23 protein-coding genes are annotated in these 19567 nt (G+C 67.4%); 12 read left to right on the forward strand and 11 right to left on the reverse strand.

The window, feature by feature from the left end; all coding sequences use genetic code 11:
- A complete protein-coding gene (locus AW270_RS02990) occupies positions 1-1050 on the forward strand; it encodes an L-dopachrome tautomerase-related protein (RefSeq protein WP_061291400.1) in 1050 nt (349 codons plus the stop codon).
- Here AW270_RS02990 and AW270_RS02995 read toward each other — a convergent pair.
- Positions 987-2009 (reverse strand): hypothetical protein, encoded by a 1023-nt coding sequence (locus AW270_RS02995; protein WP_061291402.1) that lies wholly within the window; start codon positions 2007-2009, stop codon positions 987-989. The two genes, AW270_RS02990 and AW270_RS02995, sit on opposite strands and share 64 nt — an antisense overlap.
- Positions 2010-2184: 175 nt before the next feature.
- Between AW270_RS02995 and AW270_RS03000 the strand changes: the two genes are divergently transcribed.
- From AW270_RS03000 to AW270_RS03015, 4 genes are all read left to right on the forward strand, one after another.
- Positions 2185-3039 (forward strand): carotenoid biosynthesis protein, encoded by an 855-nt coding sequence (locus AW270_RS03000; RefSeq protein WP_061290379.1) that lies wholly within the window; start codon positions 2185-2187, stop codon positions 3037-3039.
- Between the two features lie 38 nt (positions 3040-3077).
- Complete coding sequence (locus tag AW270_RS03005; protein ID WP_061290380.1) at positions 3078-4331, forward strand: APC family permease; 1254 nt, start codon at positions 3078-3080, stop codon at positions 4329-4331.
- 63 nt (positions 4332-4394) lie between these two features.
- Positions 4395-4886 carry an HIT family protein gene (locus AW270_RS03010; protein WP_061291404.1) on the forward strand — a complete coding sequence of 164 codons (492 nt, stop codon included), beginning with the start codon at positions 4395-4397 and terminating at the stop codon, positions 4884-4886.
- Positions 4861-5289, forward strand: a complete 429-nt coding sequence (locus tag AW270_RS03015) for a hypothetical protein (protein WP_157521644.1) — start codon at positions 4861-4863, stop codon at positions 5287-5289. Before AW270_RS03010 ends, AW270_RS03015 begins: the two co-directional genes overlap by 26 nt.
- Positions 5290-5302: 13 nt before the next feature.
- Here the strand turns inward: AW270_RS03015 and AW270_RS03020 are convergent, their stop codons facing one another.
- From AW270_RS03020 to AW270_RS03035, 4 genes are all read right to left on the reverse strand, one after another.
- Positions 5303-6310, reverse strand: coding sequence for a zinc-dependent alcohol dehydrogenase family protein (locus AW270_RS03020; RefSeq protein ID WP_061290384.1), 1008 nt, complete (start codon positions 6308-6310; stop codon positions 5303-5305).
- A 68-nt stretch (positions 6311-6378) separates the two neighbouring features.
- A complete protein-coding gene (locus tag AW270_RS03025; RefSeq protein WP_061290387.1) occupies positions 6379-7101 on the reverse strand; it encodes a helix-turn-helix domain-containing protein in 723 nt (240 codons plus the stop codon).
- Positions 7102-7116: 15 nt separating this feature from the next.
- On the reverse strand, positions 7117-7995 hold the full coding sequence (locus AW270_RS03030; RefSeq protein ID WP_218009072.1) for a CPBP family intramembrane glutamic endopeptidase: 879 nt from the start codon (positions 7993-7995) through the stop codon (positions 7117-7119).
- A gap of 184 nt (positions 7996-8179) precedes the next feature.
- Complete coding sequence (locus tag AW270_RS03035; protein ID WP_061290391.1) at positions 8180-9010, reverse strand: helix-turn-helix transcriptional regulator; 831 nt, start codon at positions 9008-9010, stop codon at positions 8180-8182.
- A gap of 129 nt (positions 9011-9139) precedes the next feature.
- Between AW270_RS03035 and AW270_RS03040 the strand changes: the two genes are divergently transcribed.
- The 3 genes from AW270_RS03040 (at position 9140) to AW270_RS03050 (ending at position 11296) form a co-directional block, all read left to right on the forward strand.
- A complete protein-coding gene (locus AW270_RS03040; RefSeq protein ID WP_061290393.1) occupies positions 9140-9994 on the forward strand; it encodes an NAD-dependent epimerase/dehydratase family protein in 855 nt (284 codons plus the stop codon).
- Positions 9995-10099: 105 nt separating this feature from the next.
- On the forward strand, positions 10100-10378 hold the full coding sequence (locus AW270_RS03045) for a hypothetical protein (RefSeq protein WP_061290394.1): 279 nt from the start codon (positions 10100-10102) through the stop codon (positions 10376-10378).
- A gap of 561 nt (positions 10379-10939) precedes the next feature.
- On the forward strand, positions 10940-11296 hold the full coding sequence (locus AW270_RS03050) for a hypothetical protein (RefSeq protein WP_157521645.1): 357 nt from the start codon (positions 10940-10942) through the stop codon (positions 11294-11296).
- Positions 11297-11331: 35 nt separating this feature from the next.
- On the opposite strand, the gene AW270_RS03055 is transcribed toward AW270_RS03050, so the two are convergent.
- A complete protein-coding gene (locus AW270_RS03055) occupies positions 11332-12219 on the reverse strand; it encodes a helix-turn-helix domain-containing protein (RefSeq protein WP_061290398.1) in 888 nt (295 codons plus the stop codon).
- A 171-nt stretch (positions 12220-12390) separates the two neighbouring features.
- On the opposite strand from AW270_RS03055, the gene AW270_RS03060 reads away from it, so the two are divergent.
- Entirely contained in the window at positions 12391-13260 is an 870-nt protein-coding gene (locus AW270_RS03060; RefSeq protein WP_061290400.1) for an SDR family NAD(P)-dependent oxidoreductase, read from the forward strand.
- Between the two features lie 84 nt (positions 13261-13344).
- On the opposite strand, the gene AW270_RS03065 is transcribed toward AW270_RS03060, so the two are convergent.
- The 5 genes from AW270_RS03065 to AW270_RS03075 all read right to left on the reverse strand — a co-directional run bounded on the left by AW270_RS03065 (position 13345) and on the right by AW270_RS03075 (position 18329).
- On the reverse strand, positions 13345-14250 hold the full coding sequence (locus tag AW270_RS03065) for a hypothetical protein (RefSeq protein WP_061290402.1): 906 nt from the start codon (positions 14248-14250) through the stop codon (positions 13345-13347).
- On the reverse strand, positions 14243-14815 hold the full coding sequence (locus AW270_RS03070) for an RNA polymerase sigma factor (protein ID WP_061290404.1): 573 nt from the start codon (positions 14813-14815) through the stop codon (positions 14243-14245). The genes AW270_RS03065 and AW270_RS03070 overlap by 8 nt, the downstream gene beginning before the upstream one ends.
- 792 nt (positions 14816-15607) lie before the next feature.
- A complete protein-coding gene (locus AW270_RS38390; protein WP_157521646.1) occupies positions 15608-16522 on the reverse strand; it encodes a hypothetical protein in 915 nt (304 codons plus the stop codon).
- A 364-nt stretch (positions 16523-16886) separates the two neighbouring features.
- On the reverse strand, positions 16887-17546 hold the full coding sequence (locus tag AW270_RS37430) for a YdcF family protein (protein ID WP_082801265.1): 660 nt from the start codon (positions 17544-17546) through the stop codon (positions 16887-16889).
- 15 nt (positions 17547-17561) lie between these two features.
- Entirely contained in the window at positions 17562-18329 is a 768-nt protein-coding gene (locus AW270_RS03075; RefSeq protein ID WP_061290406.1) for a GntR family transcriptional regulator, read from the reverse strand.
- A 425-nt stretch (positions 18330-18754) separates the two neighbouring features.
- Here AW270_RS03075 and AW270_RS03080 point away from each other — a divergent pair, with 425 nt between their 5' ends.
- Genes AW270_RS03080 through AW270_RS38395 form a run of 3 tightly spaced genes read left to right on the forward strand, consistent with a single transcriptional unit; the run spans position 18755 to position 19539 of the window.
- Entirely contained in the window at positions 18755-19135 is a 381-nt protein-coding gene (locus tag AW270_RS03080; RefSeq protein WP_061290408.1) for a RapZ C-terminal domain-containing protein, read from the forward strand.
- A gap of 39 nt (positions 19136-19174) precedes the next feature.
- Complete coding sequence (locus AW270_RS03085) at positions 19175-19366, forward strand: hypothetical protein (RefSeq protein ID WP_061290410.1); 192 nt, start codon at positions 19175-19177, stop codon at positions 19364-19366.
- Positions 19363-19539, forward strand: a complete 177-nt coding sequence (locus AW270_RS38395; protein WP_157521647.1) for a hypothetical protein — start codon at positions 19363-19365, stop codon at positions 19537-19539. The genes AW270_RS03085 and AW270_RS38395 overlap by 4 nt, the downstream gene beginning before the upstream one ends.
- Positions 19540-19567 lie beyond the last annotated feature (28 nt).

Here is a 19567-nt window from a genome sequence, read left to right on the forward strand (position 1 = left end):
ATGTCTTCTCCGCTCGGCAGTTGGGTGGGCACCGACTACGCGGTCGTCGCCGAGTTCGGCGCCATGATGCCGACCGGCGTGACCGTGACCGACGAAGGCCGCCTCTTCGTCTCCTTCCCACGGTGGGGCGACGAGGTGCCCTACACCGTCGCGGAGGTCGTCAAGGGCGAGGCGGTGCCCTATCCCGACCTCGCGTACAACACCGGCACCCTGGTGTCGGTGCAGAGCGTCATCACCGACCCGGAAGGACACGTGTGGCTGCTCGACACGGGCAGCCTCGCCTTCCAGCCCTGGCTGGAGAACGGCCCGAAACTCGTCGAGGTCGACCCCGCCACCGACCGGGTCGTCAGGGTCATCCCGCTCGACCCGGCCGCCGCCACCCGCACGACCTACCTCAACGACGTGCGCTTCGACTTCTCGCGGGGATCGAGCGGATACGCGTACCTGACCGACTGCGCCCCCGAAGGCGCGCTGATCGTCGTCGACCTGGCCACCGGGGAGATGTGGCCCCGGCTGCGCGGCCACAAGAGCACCTTGGCGGTGCCCGGGTTCCGCGCGATCGTGCAGGGCGTCGTCCGCGAGAACTACCAGGTCGGCGTGGACGGAATCGCCCTGGGCGCCGACGGCTCCCGCCTGTTCTACTGCCCGCTGTCCAGCAGACGCCTGTACAGCGTGGCGGCCGACGCCCTGGTCGACCGCTCCCTGACCGACGAGCAGGTCGCGGCCACGGTCGTGGACCTGGGCGACAAGGGCGCCTCCGACGGCCTCGAATCCGACACCGACGGAGCCGTGTACGCCACCGCCTACGAGCACAGCGCCGTCGTCAGACGCGACCCCGACGGCCGCTGGTCGACGCTCCTGCACGGCCCGGCCCTGCTCTGGCCGGACACCCTGGCCCTGGCGAGCGACGGTTTCCTGTACGTCAGCGTGAACCAGTTGCCGCGAACCCCGCTGTTCAACGACGGCACCGATGCGAGGGTGCCGCCCTACCAGGTCATCCGCGTCGACGTCGGCGCCCACCCGATCCGCCTGGGCACGCAGACCCGCTGAGTACGGCGCAGGTAGGACCACGCGGCCGCGCCCAGCGCGACGCCGTACACGGCGAAGGGGCCGAGCCCGAACCAGGTGACCAGAAGGGCGTCTTCCGGGGTGGGGAAGTCACCCCGGGGGACGGTCACCACCCCCGCCGAGGCGAGCCCCGCGTAGACCACCCCGACCACTCCGTAGGGCGCGAGTGTGGCGGCTCCGATCAGCGCGGGGGTGAGCGGCAGCCAGCGAGGCACCCGCCTGCCGCGCACCGCGAGCCCCCACGGCCGGGTCAGGCCGAAGAGGAGGACCACTCCGAGCACGGCCAGCAGCGCCGTGGCGTCGATGCCCCAACGCTCCAGGGTGAGCCACACCCCCGAGGCGCCGTTGCGTTCGGCCGTCGCCAGCATCTCCGCTCCGCTGATCCCGGCGATGGTGCCGCCCAGCGCCCAGACCGTCTTCATGGCCGCGTACGGCAGGAACGACACGGCCCCCGTGTAGGCGAGCAGGCGGATGCGCCGCGGCGCGGCCGTGGGCTCCGGCCGGCTCCACTCGGTCGCGGAGGTGTGCACGTCGCCGCAGCGCGGACAGCCGCCGTGTGCGGCGGAGCGGTAGGAGCGAGCCACGGCGATGAGCAGGACCACTCCGACCGCGGCGAGCGACCGGTTGGCGGTAGCCGTCCAACTGTCTACGGTCTGGTTGAAGACGAGAGTGATCACGTCCATCAGCAGGCCGAACGCGGCCACACCGCTCAGTACGGACAGCCCGAGAACGACCCGCCGGCCCCAGGGCTGCGAGGCGGCCGAGGCCGCGACCGCCGCCAGGACGGCGATGGCCACGACGACCCAGTTCAGGCCCACCGGCAGCGGCTCGGCGGCGCGGTAGAACAGCGCGGTCCCGGACAGCGCGGAGACCAGGCCGAACGCTCCGTACACCGCCGCCCATCCGAAGAGCGCGTATCGGTTCCACGACCCTCCACGCATGATCCGCAACTTAGCCCGGAGCTCCTGTGGCGGAGCTGAGACGGGCTGAGAGCAGTCACAGGGCCGGGCCGGTTACCGCGTGCGCAGTACTGCCGATCGCCTGCGTACAGCGGACGACGGGCGGTGGGCCCGGTGGACATGATCGTGCTTTCTCGGCTCGGGAGGCACGGAAATCATGACCAGCGATCAGAGCCGGTGGGCGCCGACCATCTTGTGGATCATCATCGGTCTCCTGTTGATCTTGATGCTGACCCGGAATCTCATCTCCCACGGCATCGGCGGCGGCGTCAGCTTGCTCGTCCAGACGGTGCTGCTGACGGCGTTCACCCTGCTGCACGGCTCCCGCCGCTACGGCCGGCGGGCGATTCTCCTCTACTACGCGGTCACGCTGGTCGTCAGCAACGTCCTGGAGAACCTGTCCATCCTCACCGGCTTCCCGTTCGGCGACTACCACTACACGACGGGCCCGCAGCTCTTCCACGTACCGCTGGCGATCGGGCCCTTCTACGCGGCCGTCGGCTACATGGCCTGGACGATCGCCGCGCTGCTCAACGGCGAGGTCCACCGCGGGTCGAGCCGGTCGACGACCATCGGGACACCGGTGATCGCGTCGTTCGCCATGGTCGCCTGGGACCTGGCCATGGATCCCACCCGGGCCACCATCCAGCGGTTCTGGATCTGGGAGGACAGCGGCGGCTTCTTCGGCGTGCCCCTGGTCAACTTCCTCGGATGGTCGCTGACGACCTACCTGTTCTTCCAGCTCTTCGCGCTCCACCTGCGCCGCCGCGGTTCGGCGCCGACGACCTCGCCTGTCCAACCCCTGCTCCTGTACGGAGCCACCGCCGCCACGTTCGTCCTGGACTACCTGACCGGGGAACGCACGACTGTGACCGACGCCCTGGGCCAGACCTGGCGCACGGCCGACATCTACGAGACCTCGGTGCTGAACACCATCTACGGCATGGTCTTCATCACCGTCCTTGCGGCGCTCAGCCTGGTCCGGCGACGCGGCTCCAACCTGGTCCTATAGCCTGCGCGATAGCGATCCGCCGGCGCTGGGAGTGAGCCATGAGCACGTACCCCGAGGCGCTAAAGCGGCGGCTGGGAGTGTTCGACGCCGTGATCGTCGGCCTCGGCTCGATGATCGGGGCCGGGATCTTCGCCGCGCTCGCCCCCGCCGCCTCGGCGGCCGGATCCGGGCTCCTGCTCGGGCTGGCCCTCGCCGCGGTGGTCGCCTACTGCAACGCCACGTCGTCCGCACGGCTCGCCGCCCGCTATCCCCAGTCCGGCGGGACCTACGTCTACGGCCGGGAACGGCTGGGCGAGTTCTGGGGCTACCTGGCCGGATGGGCCTTCGTGATCGGCAAGACCGCGTCGTGCGCGGCGATGGCCCTGACGGTCGGCTCCTACGTGTGGCCCGGCCAGGAACACGCGATCGCCGTCGCGGCGGTGGTGGCGCTGACCGCCGTGAACTACCTGGGAATCCACAAGTCCGCGCTCCTGACGCGCGTGATCGTCGCCGTGGTCCTGGCAGTCCTCGCCGCCGTGGTGACCGCCTGCCTCACCAGCGGCGTCGCCGACGCGGCCCGGCTGGACATCGGCGCGGACGCCACCTTCGCCGGGGTGCTCCAGGCGGCCGGCCTGCTGTTCTTCGCCTTCGCCGGGTACGCGCGCATCGCCACGCTCGGCGAGGAGGTCCGCGACCCCGCCCGGACCCTCCCCCGCGCCATCCCGCTGGCGCTCGGCATCACCCTGGTCGTCTACGCGTCGGTCGCCGTCTGCGTCCTGCTGGTCCTCGGCCCCGGCCCGCTGGCCCACACCACCGCTCCGCTGGTCGAGGCCGTCCGGGCGGCCGGCGTCCCGAACCTGGCCCCTGTCGTGCAGGTCGGCGCGGCGGTCGCCGCACTCGGCTCGCTGCTCGCGCTGATCCTGGGCGTCTCGCGCACCACCCTGGCGATGGCGCGTGATCGGCACCTGCCACACGTCCTGGCCGCCGTCCACCCCCGCTACCAGGTGCCCCACCGCGCCGAACTCGCCGTCGGCGCGGTCGTCGCGGTCCTGTCCGCCACGACGGACGTACGTGGCGCGATCGGCTTCTCGTCCTTCGGCGTGCTGGTCTACTACGCCGTCGCCAACGCGTCCGCCTGGACCCTGAGCCCCGCCGAGGGCCGCCCGGCCAGGATCATTCCGATCGTCGGCACGGCGGGCTGCCTGGTCCTCGCCTTCGCCCTGCCCCTGGGCTCCGTGCTGACGGGAGCGGCGGTGATCGCGGCGGGCGCCGCCGTGTACGGCCTGCAAAAAGCACTCACTCCCCGCGTTTGAATGGCTCACGGCTGGCCTCAAAAGCACTCGCTGTGGATGCCGCCCGCTGCCACGATGGTGTACATGGGAAATCCCGGCGGATCGGACTGCGTTTTCTGCGCGATCCTGCGCGGCGAGGCCGAAGCGAGCATTCCCTACTCAGACGACCGCGTCATGGTGATCATGGACCTGGGGGCCATCACCCCTGGTCACCTCCTCGTCGTTCCACGCGTTCACGCCGTGGGGTTGGAGGACCTTGATGAGGAGACGAGCACGCACGTATGGAGGATCGGCCACCGAATGGGCCGCGCTCTACGGCGCTCCGGTCTGCGATGTGAAGGCGTGAACGTTTTCCTGGCGGACGGGAAAGCGGCATTCCAAACGGTCTTCCACTTTCACCTGCATGTTTTCCCCCGCTTCGAGGGAGACACCTTCCGGATCGCCGCCAACCAGGACACCAGGGCGCGGAGTCTGCTCGATCAGGCGTCGAAGGCCGTCCAATCCGGCTTGGCAGCGCTGGAATCGCCTACCGCGGACACCAGGACCGAACATGGCGAACTCGCCGATCCATTCTGATTCTCCTTATGACGCCGTGCCCGACGTGCCGACCTCGGTCCTGCGACTGGCGGAGACGCTGGTGATGCTGGCCGCTTCCGCCGACGAACAGGTCGCGTGGGTCGACCGGCACCGATGGAGCGAGGACGAATTGGCGCTGGATTTCGACTGGGCGAACGGGTGGGTGCCGTGGAGTGTCGACGAGCGCTCGCCAGGCCTTCTGTCCCCGGTGATTCATGAGCTGCTGAAGCGCATCGACGACCGCTTGGCGGAGATGAGTGGTGAGCCCAACGCCGACAAGTGGACCCCCGAAGGGCTCGCCACCGATCCCGGATGGGCCGAGGTCCGGCACCTCTCCGGTCGGGCACTCACCGAAATCGCCAGGCTGGACCTCGTCACCATCCCACCGCCAGGGGAGCTGTAGACACAGCGTTCCGTTACGAGATGCGAGGGGGAAGCGCGACAGTGTCGCCCGCGACATCGATCGTGACCTTGCCGCGGAGCGCGTACGACCGCCTGTTCTCCAGGAGTTCGTGAGCCTCGCCCATCCGAGCGAGCGGAAGAGTCGCGCCGATGACCGGCGTCACGAGGCCGCGCTCGACCAGCGTGGTGAGCGCGTCCAGCTTCCCCCGGCTCTGTCGGGTGAAGACGAAGTGGTAGGCGGCGTTCCTGCCCCACGCCTCGACGAGGTTCTGCGGCTGCGCGATGTCGACGATGCTGACGACGCGTCCGGAGTCGGCGAGCGTCAGGGGGCTTCGGGTGAGCGTGTCGCCACCGATCGTGTCGAAGACGACGTCGACCCCCCTGCCTCGCGTCATCTCGGCCACGGCGTCGACATAGTTCGTCGACGTGAAGTCGATCGCCGCGTCCGCTCCGAGAGAGCGCACGAACTCATGGTCGGCGGCTTTGGCGGTGGTGATCACCCGTGCGCCGATCGCCTTCGCGAGCTGGATCGCGATCGTGCCGACACCGCCCGCGCCTCCATGGATGAGGATCGTCTCCCCCACGGTGAGCTGAGCCCGCCTCACCAGGGACTCCCAGACCGTTCCGCCGACGAGGGTAAGGCTCGCCGCCTCCAGGTGGGTGAGGTTCTCCGGTTTGCGGCCGACGAGGTCGACGTCGGCGACGTGCTGCTCGGCGTAGGAGCCGGGGCCGCCGAAGATCCGGGGCGTGTAGTACACCGCATCGCCGGCGCGGAACTCGGTCACGTGGGAGCCGACTTCCTCGATCACGCCGGAGATGTCGTGCCCGATGATCGCCGGGAGCGGCACGTGATCCGCGTAGTCTCCGCGACGGATCTGGTAGTCGAGCGGGTTGACGGCGGTCGCATGGACGCGTACCCGCACCTGGCGGGGTCCGACGTGCGGTACGGGAACGTCGCGCAGCTCGAAGGCATCGGCCCCTCCGAAACGGGCGAGCACAACGGCCTTCATCGAATCAGTCACAGCGGTGCCCCTCATCGTGGATCCGGGCGCGCGAAGATCACCTCCGCACCACAAGGGTCATCCCCACATCACCATCGCCCTGCGCTGATCATCTGTGCCCGGCGCAGCACATCGATCTGAGCGCTGTTGTAGAGGGCTTCGAGAGCACGGCCGAGGGCGGCCTGGGCCGCTCGGACCTGCCCCGGTGAGGAGGCCTTGAGTTCCAGCGTGACCGGATGATCGGTGCTCGCGCCGTCGACGAACGGTGCGAGCCTCTCGGCGAGGGCCTGCCGCGTGGTGTCGTCGGCGTCCTCGGGGAGGTCGCGGAACTCCTCGTCGAGCGCGACGTCGGGGCGTGCCTCCAAGGTCCGCCGTACGGCGTCCATCGACTCCTCCGAGAACAGCTGGGCGTAGATCATGAGAAGTGCGCGATCATTGCCGCGCAGGTCCTCCGCGACCCCGCTGAACCCGGTCGGCACGTCCGCCGCCGCGCCCGGCTCGGACAGCGTGGCCAGCACCCGCCGGATGCTCTGGAGCCGCTCCACTGTCGCCTCCAGCTCGGCGTCGATGGTCCTGAAGATCGAGGCCTGATCTTCGGCGCCGGCCCCCATCGCGGCCACCTGCGCGAGCGGCACGCCCAGCCCGGTCAGTCGCTTGATCTGCAGCAGCCGCGTCAGGTGGCGGACCTCGTAGCGCTTGTAACCGTTGGGTTCGCGGTCGGGCTCGTCGAGCAGGCCGATCTGGTGGTAGTAGCGCACCGTCTTCACCGTGGTCTCCGCGAGCTCGGCTATCTCACGAGTGCTCCAGCTCATGGGTTGCCCGCCTCCTCATGCGGCTTTGCGGGTCCGGCGACGCCGCTCGCGCAGCCAGACGAGGACGACCATGCCGACGTTGACGGCGGCGAGAATCAGCAGGGACGCGTCGCCGGTGTCGGTGGACCGGTCGAGAGGGAACGCCTCACCGTCCGCCATCAGTGTATTGACGGTCGTCGCCACGACGTTGTTGGCGACGTGGAAGGCGACCGGCGCCTCGATGCCCCGGCTGATGATCGCCATGAGCCCGGTGCAGAGGCCGAACACGGCGTAGTAGCCGAACAACCAGGGGTCGGTCGAGCCGTGCATCACGGCGAAGGCCAGGCTGGCCACCATGAGCCCGACGGCCAGAGCCGGGCGAACCGGACGCACCCACGACGCGGCGGCGGGCAGCACGGCGCCGCGGAACATCAACTCCTCCCCGGCCGCCTGTAGCGGAGTGGTCAGCAGGATGAGGATCAGCATGACGATCGTCGTGGCGCTCACCCCGAAGGCGGTCCAGCCCGGAGCGTCCGGGGCGACCAGGGCCACGACCCCGATCCCGGCGCCCACCAGCAGCGCCGCGCCGAGAAGGTACTCCGTCAAGCGGCGGGGGTCGAACGCTCGCGGCGCGCTGATCAGCCTGCGCCACGGCACCTTCGCCAGCCACACCAGGAGCCCGATCGCCAGCGCACCGGCCGCGCCCACGCTGACGTTGACGGCCAGGAACTTCAACGGCGTGAAGGTGGCCGCCAGCGGATCGTCGCTGCCCTCGACGACCCCGACGAGCTGGTAGAGCACGACCTGCAGGACCACCATCCCCAGCGAGGGCACGATGATGACCAGGAGCGCCTTCCACCAGCTCATGCGCAGGTGCGCGCCGAACGGCCGGGAGCCGTCGACCGGACTCGTCACGTCTCGGTGATCGGCGGAGCCTGGTGCGTCCATGGGGAAAGTCCTCTCGAGCGTGAGCCGATTGCAGCGCTCACGAGCGAACACCATGCCCTGGGGGCACACTCAAGTCGTCCGGCGAGGGTCGGGTGGCGCGTAGCTCCGCACCCCAGCTCACGACATCCGGCAGGTCCGGCGCCATGCCCTCTCAGAGGCGGGGGGCCAGGTCCTGGAGGCCGACGACCCGCAGTAGTTCGAGCCGCTGGTAGGTCTCGGTGCCCGGCCGCGCCGAGTGCACGACGAGTTGCTGGCTGTGGCCGTCGCTGACCAGCACCTCACAGTCGAGGTCGAGGACACCGACCACGGGGTGGAGGAAACGCTTCGGCGACGGGCGGCGCACCACGACGTCATGCGACTCCCAGAGTTCCTCGAACTCAGGTGACGCGGCGCGGAGTTCGGCCACGAGGGCGGCGGGGCCCTGGTCGTGGGGGCGGGCCGCGGTGACCGCACGCAGGCTCGCCACGTGTGCGCGGGCATGCTCCTCGTGGTTCTCGGGTGGGGTCAGGTCCCGTGCGCCCGGCACCGTGAACCAGCGGCGGATCATGTTCGTCCCCACATGATCGCCGGTCACGGCCACCGACATGGTGTTCTGCGCGAGCATCTGGCCCCAGTCGCTCACCACCGACGCCGGGATGTCGCGCAGCCGGTCAAGGATCAGCAGCAGCCCCGGGCGGACATGGTCCGAGGAGCTGCCGGGGCGGGGCGGCTCCTGCCCCGCCAGGTGGAACAGGTGGTCGCGCTCCACGTCGGTGAGCCGCAGGGCGCGGGCGAGAGCGGTGAGCATCTGCCGCGACGGGTGGGAGCCGCGGCGCTGTTCCAGCCGCGTGTAGTAGTCCGTGGACATCCCGGTGAGCTGCGCCACCTCCTCGCGGCGCAGCCCCGGGGTGCGGCGCCGCGGACCCGGCTTCAGCCCCACGTCGGACGGGGCCAGGCGGAGGCGGGCGCGGCGCAGGAAGTCGGCGAGTTCGATGCGGTCCACTCTTCGAGGATGCCCTGGTCACGGGCTCGTATCCAGGGTGTGCCGGTCCCTGGATGACCGCGTCTCTCCCGCCGCTCCCCGCCCGTCCCGCACGCTTCAAAAGGTGGCTACGACGACGAGGAGGCGGCCATGCTGACTTTGGTGACAGGCGCGACGGGCCAGGTAGGACGGCGGTTCGTGCCGCGGCTGCTGCAGAACGCGGGCCCCGGCGACGAGGTAAGGGTCCTGGTGCGGGACGCGGCGCGCGGCGAGCGGTTCGCGGAACTCGGCGCCCAGGTGCTGGTCGGCGATCTACGGGACGCGGAGGTGCTCGGCAAAGCGACGGCTGGCGTGGACGCGGTGGTGAACGTCGCCGCCGCGTTCCGCGGGGTGCCGGACGAGGAGGCGTGGTCGGTCAACCGGGACGCGGCCATCGAGCTCGGACGGGCCGCGGTGGCTTCAGGCGTGCGGCGGTTCGTGCAGGTAAGCACCGGTCTCGTGTACGGCGCCGGGCGAGGCAGGGCGCTGGTCGAGAGCGACGAGACCGTGCCGGGCGATCATCTGTGGGGCGCCTACCCCGAGTCCAAGTGGGAGGCCGAGCGTGCGCTCAAGGCACTGGACGGCCTCGACGACCTCCGCATCGGACGGCTGCCGTTCGTCTACGGCGACGGGGACCCGCACCTGGCCGACGCGATGAAGTGGGCGCCGAACTGGCCCGCCATGCAGCGCCTCCACATGGGCCACCACCTGGATGTGGCGCAGGGCCTGCGGCGACTGCTGTACGCGCCCGGTGCACACGGCGTCTACAACATCGCCGACGATGCCCCGGTGACCATGGTCGACCTCTTCCAGTTCCATGGGCTGCCGGTGCCCCAGGAGGCCTACGACAGGGCTGTCCCCGATCCGTGGCACAGCGTGATGTCCACGACCCGCATCCGCCACGAACTGGGCTACCGCCCTCTGATCCCCTCGGTATGGACGGCACGGGACATGGGAGTGCTGTAACCGGCCCGACACCTCTGCCTGCTTCTTGAGTAGGGGGCGACTCATGCGCGGGGCCGTCGGGAGAGGGACCTTGGCGGGGAGTCACCTTCGACAGAGGAGAGCATCATGGCCAGGAAGGTCGCCACCATCGGGGTAACACTGGACACCAACCCGCCACGCCCCTCGGGCGGAGCGGGCGAGGTGGTCGTCCAGGTCGGCTCCGCCGAGGTCCTGCTCGAATGGAAGGACGGCGCGATCTCCGACGTCCGTGCCATCGACGAGAGCGCCCCCATCAACGAGATGCAGACCCTGGAACAGGAGACCGGCGCCATCGTCTGCTACCGCTGCGCGGTCGACACCGAGACCGGCGCCTGGTGGTGCTGGCAGGTGGTCTGCGGCACCTGAGAACCGCCGCCCTCCCTCCACAACGGCGCAATACCAGCTCTGAGAAACACTGAAGCCCAGGCAGAGAAATGGCCTCTGACCTGGGCTTTTATGTTGGTAGAGCCAGCGGCCGCGCAACGTACGAAGTAAGACTGAATCATGAAGGATAAGCAGGTAAATAACGGAACGAAACGTCACCTGGTCAACTGCCGAGGCCCTCGTGTGCATGTTGCCGGTCGCCGAAGGCAGAGGGTTGGGCCGGATGGCCGGAGACAGCGCGTCCGAGTGCAGGTCGGAGCGATGGAGCGTCGCAAGGTTCGCGCGGACAGGAAACCGGAGCTTCCGGATGACGCGGTCGAGCATGTGGCCAAGCAGGTGCGGGTGCCTGCCTCGGAGCTGGGCTTCTACAAGTGGTCCGAACGTCGCGCACGCCGAGCGGGTCCGAGCTTTCGCGCAGACCTATAGCGCTTCGTCCACCGCGCACTGCGAGAAACCGCCGCAAACGCTTCACCATTTGCCGAACCACGCTGCGCATATGGGAGACGAGGCTAGAGTGGCCGAATTCTCCAGGAAAGGATCATCATGCCCAGCATTGTCCGACGTTCTGCCTTAACAGGCGCGCTCGCGATGAGTCTCGCCGTGGCCACCGTCGGCTTCGCACCTCCCTCGGCCGCGGCGACACCGCCGTACGGACTCCTCAAGCTGGTCTTCAGGTGTGCCCACGTGGGTGGCGTGTCGGTCACGGTCGCGGGTCCGGGCGTCGCGGGCAGCGCGCGCGACGACAACGGCACGTACTACTTCCGGGGCCGGCCCGGCGCCTACCGGGTGAAGCGCCTCGCGAACGGACGGATCGCACCGAAATCCAGGCTTATCCAGATCCCGAAGTTCTCGACCCGCACCGTCAATGTCTGCTCCCTCAAGTGGCCCGGACGCCCTTGATCAGCATTCACCGTGGCGTCTTCACCGCGGCGTGTTCATGGTGTGTTTCCCGCGGCTCGTCCCGATGGGTCCTGGACGCGGTCGCTGGACAGGACCCAGCTGGTCAGGAGCTGCATGGCCTGGCGTGAGGCGGTTCCGGCCTCAGTGGTGTAGACGAAGAGGGTCTGGTCGGGGTCGCCGGGCATGGTGAGCGTCTCGTAGTCGACCGTGAGCTCCCCGACGACGGGGTGGCGCAGGCTTTTGGAGCCGAACGTGCGCTGATAGACGCCGTGCTCCTCCCACCACCGCCGGAACTCGGGGCTGCACCGGGACAGCTCGGCGACCAGGTCCTTGGCGATCTGGTCGCCCGGGTCGTGGCCGACGTCGAGACGGAGGCTTTCCACGGCCGCGCGCGCCTGCACGTCCCAGTCGAGGAACAGCTCGCGCGCCTGGTCGGTGAGGAACATCCACCGGGCGTAGTTGCGCTCGCGGGGCCGGAGCGCGTCGAAGTCGCTCAGCAGGGCTCTGGCCATGCGGTTGGTGGCCAGGACGTCGGTCCTCCGGCCGAGAATGAGGGCGGGGGTGCCCTCAAGGGCGTCGAGGAACTGGTGCAGCCCTGGGCGTACCCTTTGCACGCTCGGGACGCGACGGCGGGGCCCGGAGGCCGCGCCAATGAGGTGGCCGAGATGTTCGCGCCCGGCCGCGTCGAGGCCGAGAGCACGGGCGATCGCGTCCAGGACCCCGGCGGACGGGGTGATGCGCCGCCCCTGCTCCAGCCGGGTGTAGTAGTCGGTGGACACTCCCGCCAGCAGCGCGACCTCCTCGCGGCGCAGGCCCGGGACCCGGCGGATGCGGTCATCGGCCGGCAGGCCCGCGCGGGAGGGGTCGACTCTGCTCCGGGCGCGCCGGAGGAAATCCGCGAGCTCCCTGTTGTCTGCCGCCATGGTCTGATCCTCCCAAAAATCGCCTGAGCGAGCCTGGATCGGCCCTTCCTAGGACGCGGCGTCCCAGGACGCAGGAGGCCGGATATGGCACCAGCCGGGGCACTTCCGTGCCGAAGACTGGAATCACGTCCCGGCCACCATCTGGCCCAATGATCTGCAGGAGAGATCCCCATGACCAAACTCACCGGCACCCCTGCGACCTGGTTCGTCACCGGCACTTCCCGCGGCCTCGGCCTGGAACTCGTGCGGCAGCTGCTCCAAGCCGGTCACAACGTCACCGCGACCACCCGCTCCACCGAACGCCTGACCCAGGCTCTGGCCGGCGTGGACACCAGCCGGCTGCTGGCCCTGGAGGTCGACCTCGCGGACGAGGCCGCGGTCGCCGACGCCGTCCGCCGCACCATGGACCGCTTCGCAGCCCTGGACGTCGTGGTCAACAACGCGGGCTACGGCTTCCTCGCCTCGGTCGAGGACACAGCCGACGCCGAGGCCAGGCGGATGTTCGATGTCCAGGTCTTCGGCGTCTGGAACGTCCTGCGCGCCGTACTGCCCATCTTCAGGAAGCAGAAGAGCGGCCACGTCGTGAACATCTCCTCTGTGCTGGGCCTGGTCGCCGTTCCCGGATGGGGCCTGTACTGCGCGGGCAAGTTCGCGCTGGAGGGCTTGAGCGAGGCGCTCGCGGGCGAGGTCGCGGAGTTCGGCGTCAAGGTCACCCTCGTGGAGCCCGGCTACTTCCGCACCAGCTTCCTGACCACCGACTCGCTGGCCCTGCCGACCTCGACGACAGAGGGTTATGAGCCCATCCGCGAGATGACCGACAACCACCTGAACCTCCAGGGCAGCCAGCTCGGCGACCCGGTGAAGGGCGCTGCCGCGATCATCTCCCTGACGGCGACAGAGGCGGCACCGGGACAAGGCCCGCTGCGCCGGCTCCTGGGATCCGATGCCTACTCCTACGCCACCAGCAAGGTCCAGGCCCTCACGGCGGACATCGAAGCCGGACGCGAACTGGCCCACAGCACGGACTTCCCGCAGCCCTGACGCGGAGCCTTGCCCAAGGCCGACTCGTCGGGCTGAGATCGCGGGCTGGCTTCCTTGCGCGGACGTCCCCGATCTCACGAATGGCTATTCGTTCTCGGCGGGCGGTTGCACCACCTCGGGAAGCTCGTCGGTCCATTCGGCGGTGGAGATCTCGATCACGCTGTCCGGCCCGTTGACGATGCTCCGGAGCAGGCCCGTTTCCTTGTCGACGACAAGGGTGAACGCGGCTCCGTCGATGTCGACCCGCACTCCGTCGCCGCCGTTGACCTCGCCGACGTTCGACACGATCGGCAGGGACGCCAGCGCCCGCAGGACGCCCGCCCTCACCTCCGGTGAGATCGGCACATCGTAGAGCAGGTAGTGCATCGAGAGGGCGATGTAGCCGTCCTCGCCGATTCTGGGCTCCTCGCCCTTCAGGCCGTCGCGCATGCCCTTGAGAGCCAGTTCCTTCAGGGCTTCCGGGTCGGTGGGGAGGTCCTGGAGCTGCTGGTAGGTGAACGACTGGTCGAGGACCCAATAGTTCTTCGACAGCGGGTTGTCCATGGCCTTGCCGTCGCCGGTGCCGCCGAAGAGATGGCCGTCGGCGCGGCGGTACCACCATTCGGCGCGCCACGGGCCGTCCGGCTTGCCCTTGGCGGTCCTGGCAGGGCCGTCGTGCTCGATGACGACGTGCCAGTACTTCCCGGGCTCGTCGGCGGCCTGCTCGGCAGTGTCGGCGGCGGCGAGCAGGATCTGCCGGCCCGTCAGTTGCACCGGCCGGCTCACGCTGGGCTGTGCCTGGGTGGGCGCGGGAAGGGGGGCGGCCGTGGTCAACATGGTGATCACGGCGGCGGCCGAAGCGCCGAGGGCGAGCGCTCCGACAGCAAGCCAGCGGCGCCTTGCGGGGGCGGAGTGGCGGGTGGCGTTCATGAGGCGGTGGCGCCCCTGGTCGATCGTGTCCTGCGAGGGGTCCTTGGCCAGCGCGACGCGCAGGGACTCAAGGTCATCCATTGAACGACTCCTTGCCGATCAGTTTGCGAAGCTTCGTACGGGCACGGCTCAGCCGGGAGCCGACCGTGCCGTAGGAGATGCCGAGTGCCTCGGCGACCTCCTCATGGGAGAGCTGGGCGAGCGCCACGAGCAGCAGCACGTCGCGTTCCCCGCGATTCAGCGACGCCAGCGCCCGCACCAGGTCGGTGTGCAACCGGCCCGCCGCGACGGACGCGAGCACCCGGGTCTCGTGGCTCTCGGTGTCCGGCTCGGCCCCCGTACGGGCCAGTGCCTGGTAGTGCCGGGCCTCTTTGCGGCGGTGGCGGGCGACGAGATTGGTCGCGATCCCGAACAACCAGGGGCGCAGGGCCCCGCGTTCGGGCTCGAACCTGGCGCGCAGCCGGAACGCGGTGAGGAAGGTCTCCGCCGCGAGATCGTCGGCGGCGTCCTCGCCGAGCCGGCCGGCCACATAGCGGTAGATGTCACGGAAGTAGCGGTCGTAGACGCGGGTGAACGCCTCCGGATCCTGGCGGAATCCGGCGACGAGCTCGTTGTCCCTCACGTGCTCGCCGATATCGGTCGTCATGGGCGCCCTCCGGGCGAAGCGGTCATCTGACATCTGCACTCCGCCGGAGGTACGAATCGCTTTCCCGCCCCAGTGTGCAGGCGGAAGTTCGTGCAGGTCACACGGCAGGGTGCCACCCGAATCACGGCGCTTGGTGGGTTACACGCGGTCTCCACGTCACCGGCCACCATGTACTCGGCTACTTCGATGGACTTGCCGTCTCCTCCCGATGCCCCCACGCGCCCAATCTCCAGCAGAGTCGCCATCGGGCACGCAACGGGCACGGAAGCGGACTGACCCCCGCGATCGGGTGGCCGGAGGGAATCGGGTGGCCGACCAGGCGAAGCCGTAACGAAAGAAGGCTTAACGAGCGAAGCGAGCAGCAGCCCGAGCGAAGCGAGGCCTTGCCAGGGAGCGCGAGGGGCGGAGCCCTTCGCCAGGGAGCGCAGCGACCCCGGAGCGAATGCGACGACGGGGACGCGATAGCGGACCAGGGGGAGCGCGAGGGGGCGAACAGCCCCTTCGCATCGGGGGGTTCGGGGGGTCGTCCCCCGTAGACGAACGAAAACGGCTTGTGAAAGCCGCCTTGAAGGGGCGTCAACCACAAGCCGTTTGAAGTGGAGAGTGGAGCCTAGGAGATTCGAACTCCTGACATCCTGCTTGCAAACGACGCACCCAAGCCGCAGAACGTGCTGCTTTGTCTGACCTGCCTCGCGCCGACAGTCCGTCGATGTTCGCGAGAGTCCGCGCGCGTCCAGCCCAGTCGTCACTCATTTAGTCACCCAAGCGTGGCTAGTCAGAGTGGGCGAGGGTTCAGGGTGCGGCATCGGCACCCATAAGCACGCGCTCAATTCCCAGTCGCAGGGCCGTATCATCTCGCTCACCCCGCCAAAGAACCCATTGCCCTACATTCGAATCTGTGAACATCTGGGCGGCACTACTGGACATGCGATAATTCGAAATAATCACTATTGGAAAAATCTGCCTATCCGCCATAGAAATTATCTGCCCCACCATAGCGGTACTCATAGTGGTAGCTGATCGCGAGGAATATTTTACGATAACGCGCGCGAAACGATCCCCGCGTCGAATGATGAAATCTGCGACGCCGTCGCGATAGGGGGTCTCGATTGATACCTGTCCTGCAAATATTCCAGTGATGGCATCACGAACCCTCTGTTCATATCTAAAAGCCATCATCGTTATCATGCCAACCGAGTCAGCATCACTATCGCGCCGTGCGCTCACATGGGGCGCCCCATCCACGGTCCAGTCAATCACAAGCTTAGGAGGGGCATCTTCACCCGACTTGGCCCATTCCCAGCCGATACGTGCGCCTTCAACGAGTACCCGAGATAACGCCGCCTGGCGCTCTCTTTCTATTCCTAGCCGACCTTCCAAATCGGCTATCTTGGCCGCCAGCAGTGATTGCTCGTCCGAGTGAGTCTCATCACTCGAATTAGCTCGCTGCTCGTCATTCACATCACTTAGCAAAGCCTCGACTACCGCGCTAGGAGTTGGTTCTACCGCCTCTTCCAGCGCGTTGGACGCCGCTTCTTCGGCATCGTCAAGGCCAACTCTGGCCTTGAATCCTGGAGCTTCGAGCTCGAAATCCCGCTTAAGGAGGCCAGCCAACGGCCGGCGCAAAATGAACACCATAAGTACGACCATGAGCGGCCAAGATAAGATGATCTTTAGGTAGTCAAGTCCTAGCTTCCACCACTCCATGTAGACATGATGACGCTACACAGTCATCCCGTCTTGGACTTTCGCCCATCGCAGCCTCTCGACATCGGATTGTGATCGATGGCTGCACGGAAGGCATCCGCACTAGCCACCCGACGTACGCTAGCGCCAATCTCCCTGGCGTGAGGCGCGCTACTGGCATTGTAGTGATTGGTCGACGCACCACCCTTTCTGATCGCGACATTCAACGACTTGCCTGGCGGAATGGCGCATCTGGCGGACGCCTCATCGTCTTAACATTTGATGATCTGTCAGAGCGCGCCCAAGCACTGGACCGTTTTCTACACGAGGACATCAATGCGGACGAGTAATAACGAGGACTAAGAAGCTGCGACTTGTCTCCGCACTAAATCAGGCGATCCTTATAACCTGCACTCACTAGGCGCTCAAAAGCCGTGTGGACCTTGTCGGGATACGGCTGCTCGACAGCAAATCCTTTTTTCGGATACTCCGTGATACGTTGCGTGTCGCCAACCAACATGTTAATCACCCGATCAACGTCCCCAATGCTCTCCACATAATCGTCAAGCGAGAGCGGATGTGATGCGCAGATAACCTCTATCTCTGGCCACAGCTTCTTACACGTGGCGTACGCCCGTCGTTGCTGATAAGGGCGCGAGATGAGCACCGCCGAGCTGACCGAGAGCCCACGTTCCGCTAGAAGGGCCCGGGTGTAGGTGAAGTTTTCACCGGTGTTGGTCGCTTTTGGCTCTACCAACACCGCGCCATCCGGAACCCCTCGCGCGATTGCATGTTCCCTATACTCCACCGCTTCACCTCGCGGAAATCTGCTGACGGTAGTCGGAGCATTAGCGCCCGTGAACACGATCAGCGGAAACATGCCTTGCATGTAGAGATCAGCCGCATATGTAGCGACTCCCAAATCATGACTGCCCAAACCGATGCCGATGTCTGAAGGTCGCACATCGTGGTGCATGTTGTGGTAGTCCCACAGCGTCTCAACGTCGGCCCGTACAGCTTGGGGTATGGCAGCACTGACAGTCATGACCTCTACCTGTCCTCAATCGGGAATCTTGAACGTGTAGGACCACTCGAAACGTGATGCCGCATGAACGCCTCTGGCGAACTCGACCAGCCGACCGTCTTCGGCGAACGTCTGCCGCCGGAGCACCACGACGGGTTCGCCGGCGGGCAATCCCAAAGTCTCGGCCTCATCTGGCGTCGGCATACGTGCGTGAATTGTCTCGGTCATGGTGTCTGGTTCTAGGCCCTGGATCGTCAGAACGGCGAAGCCACCACCACGGCCCGCTGGTCCGGGTGTCGGGTCGACCAGCGGAGTGCCTTGCACGTCCTCAGGACGGTAGTAGCTGGTCAACGTGTGCGTGGGAGAGTCCCCTTCCTTGACCAGCCGTGAACGCTCGTACACCTGAGTTCCGACGTCGAGCCCGAACGCCTGGGACACCTCGGCATCGGCTTCGACCAGGCGAACCGTCTGGGTCTGGTCGGCTGGCGTCCATTCTCGACCCGAGGCCTCGCGATCGGCAGCGAACGCCACAAGCCCGCCGAACTTCCACTTGCTCTTGGCGTAGCGCTCCACCCCCAGTCGCTTCATGGGAGGGCGTTCCCGAACGACAGTTCCCCGTCGCCGAACGGGCGTTACCAGTCCTTCGGCTTCAAGGAGCCGAACGGCTTGTCGAACGGTCTTGATGTTGACTTCGTGGCGATCGGCCAGCTCCTCCTGCTTCGGCAGCGTTGAACCTGCCGGGTAGTCGCCTCGCCTGATGCTGTCTCGAAGGAGTTCGGCCAGCTCTCGGTATCCGGTGACCATGACATCTCCTCACTCGCTCATCCCTCAATAAGGGTAGCGATATTGGCTCCAACCAGCCATCTTAGATAATAGAGCCAGCTCTATTGACAGTCCTCGCCCCATACTCCCTAATAGAGCTAGCCCTAAGCGAGCAAGAACGGCTACGGGGCACGGAGCCCCTGGAAGGCGAGCCGACGGGATCGCGCGCCAATGCTTCGGAACCTGCCCTGGCTGACGAGTCAGGCGCGCCCGACACCTAAGAACTCAATAGCGACGACGAAGGGCCACCGCCTCCCGTAGAAAAGGCGGCCCGCGCATGGACTGACCTGCGCATACACGTATCCGACTAAGAATTCGCCCTGATGGTCGTAGGCGGGGTTCGACTCCCCGCCGGGGCACCTTCGATCTTTCATCACCCCTCCCTGCATCAAGGAGCCCTTAGTCTCATGCCCGCTGTCCGCATCGAGTCGTTCGGCTATCTGCACGCTGATCCGCCGACCGCGCATCTGGTCATCGACCTGCGCCAGCACTTCCGTGACCCGCACGTCTCGCCTGAGCTGCGGCACATGACCGCCCACGATGAGCCGGTCAGGACCACGGTCCTGAACACCGCCGGCATCACCGACCTGGTGAACGCCACTGCCGCCGCTGTGACCGCTTTCCTGTCCGGCCCCAGCGCCGGACAGGTCACGGTCGCTGATGGGTGCGCCGGCGGTCGGCACCGCGCTCCGGTCTTCGCCATGGAGCTTGCCGACCGGCTGCGCCGTGCCGGACTGACCGTCGAACTGGAACACCGCGACCTGGACAAACCCGTCGTTCAGCGCTGAGAGCCCACAGCCTCTCACCAACCCCTGGAAGGAAAGATTGTGATCAACGCCAATGGCCGGATCGTCAGCGCCGAACAGGACCTCAGCGTGAACATCGCCGGGGACATCATCGGCGACATCGGGGTCATCATCAGCGGGAACACCGGCCCCGTCCACCTGGGAACAGGCAACGTCTACACCGGCGTGACCGTCATCGAGAACGACATCCACACCGATCGGCGCGGGCGATGAAGCGGCGCAAGGTCGTCCAGTTCTACAGCTCGACCACCAGCGAGACCTACATCGGCGACTGCCCGGGGTGGATCGCCCTCACCCGGCGGGCGCGGCCGGACCTGCGCGAACGGCGGGTCATCGCCTACGGCGGCGGTCCCTGGCTGTGCTGGAGTTGTCGCCCGTCTCACTGATCTACCAGCCCTGATGGTCGCAAGGCGG

Source organism: Herbidospora cretacea (assembly GCF_001570605.1).
Taxonomy (GTDB): Bacteria; Actinomycetota; Actinomycetes; order Streptosporangiales; family Streptosporangiaceae; genus Herbidospora; species Herbidospora cretacea.